Here is a 3312-nt window from a genome sequence, read left to right on the forward strand (position 1 = left end):
TGGTACAACCGTAAAAGAATTCACAGTGCTTTAAGCTATATGACCCCTAAGCAATTCGAAGAAACCAACGGCTTCAGTTTGTTAAATTAAGAATAGAGTTCGTGTCCGAGGATTTGACTTAAGTCCAGATAAGCCCTATAAACATAAGCTTTTGTCGAGGCGTTCTTAATCGTTACGTTAAAGACTTGATTTCCTTCTGGATCTACTTCAATAATATTACTTTCTTTACCTTTATCCTTGTAACCAAAGTCTATCAAGGTGTTTCCATTTGATTCTCTTTCGGCATAGCCAATTATATTTGTAAAGTTAGCCTTTCCGAGGTTTTTTCCGTAGGACCATTTTTGGTCAATAGTCATTTTCTTTTCGTTCACATGATATTGCACAGCTTGTGAATACTTACCTGATGTTTTCTTATCTCCATTCGTGACGTCTATATTGTTGTCATACAGGATAATATTTTCTCCATCAGCAGTCTTATTCAATTGATATAATCCGTGTTGGCCTCCGGTTATTGTGGTGCCTTTGGTTGGTGTCAATATCTTGCTACGATACTTCTTAGGCCATGATGACTTAGATTTTCCACTGTAAATCCAAATTATCTTATTAGTCTTGTAATTTAGTTTCATAATCATATCTTGGTTTCTACCAGAAATCATGATAGTATTGTCTGTTTTATCATAATCGACGGCATTTTGGTGGAACCAATCGACTTTCTTGTCAGAACCAGCTTTATAATTTTCGTACATTGACTTAGGCAAGATGCGCTTCAAATCAATTACTTTGACGATTTTACCGGTTTTATGAGAAATTTGAACCATGACATCTTCTTTATACTTCGAACCGTCATTAACTGTGGCTAAAATATCCTTGTTTGGTAATTCCAATAAGTCATGGTGAATAACAGTCGTTTCATCTTTGGAGTTTCCACTGTCGTTTGATTTAACTTTACTGTTGAAACTGTATTCTTTGTAAACTCTTCCCATTGGATCAGTTTCAATCAAGTCATTATAAACTGAAGAATCAACATTTTTCTTGGTCAAAATCAATAAGTGGCCGTCGTCTGTTTGTTCGATAGTATGTTGAGAATAGTCAGTCGAATACCATCTAACTGCTCCATCCGCATCAATCGCAAATGGCTCTTTGGTTGTTCGATTGATTAAAGTTAATTTATTAGTCCCAATATCCATCTTCGACTTATCATTTTTAGAAACTGAAACCTTGGCAGCTTTGACATATTTTGGCAAAGCCCCAGTTTTAATCTTTAGAGTCTTAGTTTCCGTTGTACCATTTTTATACTCAACTGTTACTGTTACTGTATTAGTCTCATCAGCATACAATCCCATAATAGGAACTTGGTGCGTCTTTTTATAACCCTTAACGTTATTAGATACATCGGTATTGTTTGTCTTTCCTTGAACGACATAAGAAACCTTAGCAGCTGAATCAGTTTTAAAAATCATCAAAGCTGTCAGTGGCGAATCTTTATATGGATTAACTTTTACATACGGATTATCCAATGTATTCGAATCTTTTTTAGTTTCCTCTTGATATTTTTTTGTTAATTTCTTTTGTGAATCTTCGCGCGTACTGATCAGTTTAGAACCGATATTTTTCTTGATTTGAGCAGTCGACAATGGCACGTTTTGAGATTTAGATTGTCCACTGCACCCGACCAATATCACGATAAATAGCGATAAAATAACTCCTATTCCGAGATATTTTTTCATTTATTTCCCTCCATTAATAATTTCCAACAATTCATTTTATCGAAATAAAATATACATTTTGTCAACTTTCCATGAAGATTTTATGAAATCCCTAACATAAAGTCCAGCCAAGCGACTCATAATCAAAAATAAACTTGTTTGGATTTTTTTCTTGTGCTATGATACCTGCAAGCGAAATAAATGACGTCAGTGAGCGTCAATTTTGGAGGAAAAAAACATGAAAATAGCAACAAATAACAACCAGCTCGATAGCTACCAAAAGAAAGTGGTTGCATCCACAGCTTCAGGATTTGGATTAGAAAATATGGACGTGATGTTCTTATCATTCGCCCTCTCATCCATCATCGCTGAATTGCATTTAAGTGGAACGCAAGCGGGACTTATCTCGACAATCACAAATATTGGTATGTTATTAGGTGGTATTTTTTTTGGAATTTTAGCCGATAAAATCGGTCGTATCAAAACTTTCAGTCATACAATTTTTATCTTTGCCTTTGCGACAGCAGCAATGTTCTTTGCTCATAACTTGACTATGATCTATATCTGTCGTTTCATTGCCGGTATCGGTGCCGGTGGTGAATATGGTATCGGAATGACTGTCTTAGCCGAAAGTTTCTCTAAAGACAAACTAGGAAGAGTATCTTCGTGGGTCGGTATGGCTGGACAAATTGGTGCCATCTTCGCCTCACTTTTAGCCGCCTTCATTCTCCCAACTCTAGGTTGGCATGCCCTCTTCTTATTCGGTGTTATCCCAGTGATTATTACCTTCTTCATCAGACACCATTTAAGAGAAAGCAAGACCTTTACTAATTCCTCCAAACAAAAGAACGGCAATATCAAACAACTTTTTGCAACACCAAAGATTGCTTATCAAACAATTGCTTTAATGGTAATGGCTATCGTTCAAATCGCCGGTTACTTTGGATTAATGAACTGGCTGCAAACAATCATGCAAAAACAAATGAACTTAACAGTTGGGGCTTCAACTTGGATGATTGCAACCATCTTAGGAATGTGTGCCGGCATGTTAACTTTCGGTTGGATTCTTGATAACTTAGGACCTCGTCTAGCATTCGGAATTTTCTTAACTGCTTCAGCAATTGGAGTTTACATCCTGACTTTACCAAGTAACGTTTGGTCATTGATCATCGTGGGTGCAGTTGTTGGTTACTTCTCAAACGGAATGTTTGCCGGTTATGGTGCTATCGTTAGTCGCCTTTATCCTACTGAAGTCAGAGCAACTGCTAACAACGTTATTATGAACGTCGGTCGCTGTATCGGTGGATTCTCAAGTTTAGCAATTGGTTTTATTCTAGATAACTACAACATCATGACAGTTATGGTCTTTATCTCAACGCTTTATATCATTAGTTTGATTGTCATGCTAACTATTACTAATCTAAAAGCTGCTAACTATAAAAACATCTAATAGTAAGTAAAAAGCATGGTACTCAATTATTGTGAAGTGAACCCTCCTAGTTGGAGTAATCCAACGGGAGGGTTTTCTTTGTTTTCAAAAGATATTAAATTGGCTTGTATAACAGATGTTAATAATGGGTTGCCTATTGTACAAGCTATGAAAAAA

Annotated in this window: 2 protein-coding genes; one reads left to right on the plus strand and one right to left on the minus strand. The window is 36.2% G+C overall.

Translation table 11 applies throughout. The annotated features are described in order from the left end of the window. Nucleotides 1–86 precede the first annotated feature (86 nt). The gene (locus FHL05_RS12230) at nucleotides 87–1727 is read right to left on the minus strand and encodes an aryl-sulfate sulfotransferase (protein ID WP_153522846.1); all 1641 of its coding nucleotides are present in this window, start codon (nucleotides 1725–1727) and stop codon (nucleotides 87–89) included. A gap of 217 nt (nucleotides 1728–1944) precedes the next feature. Between FHL05_RS12230 and FHL05_RS12235 the strand changes: the two genes are divergently transcribed. Continuing rightward, nucleotides 1945–3156 (plus strand): MFS transporter, encoded by a 1212-nt coding sequence (locus tag FHL05_RS12235; RefSeq protein WP_153385582.1) that lies wholly within the window; start codon nucleotides 1945–1947, stop codon nucleotides 3154–3156. The last annotated feature ends 156 nt before the right edge of the window (nucleotides 3157–3312 follow it).

It is taken from the genome of Companilactobacillus halodurans, from assembly GCF_009600995.1.
In the GTDB taxonomy this organism is placed as follows: domain Bacteria; phylum Bacillota; class Bacilli; order Lactobacillales; family Lactobacillaceae; genus Companilactobacillus; species Companilactobacillus halodurans.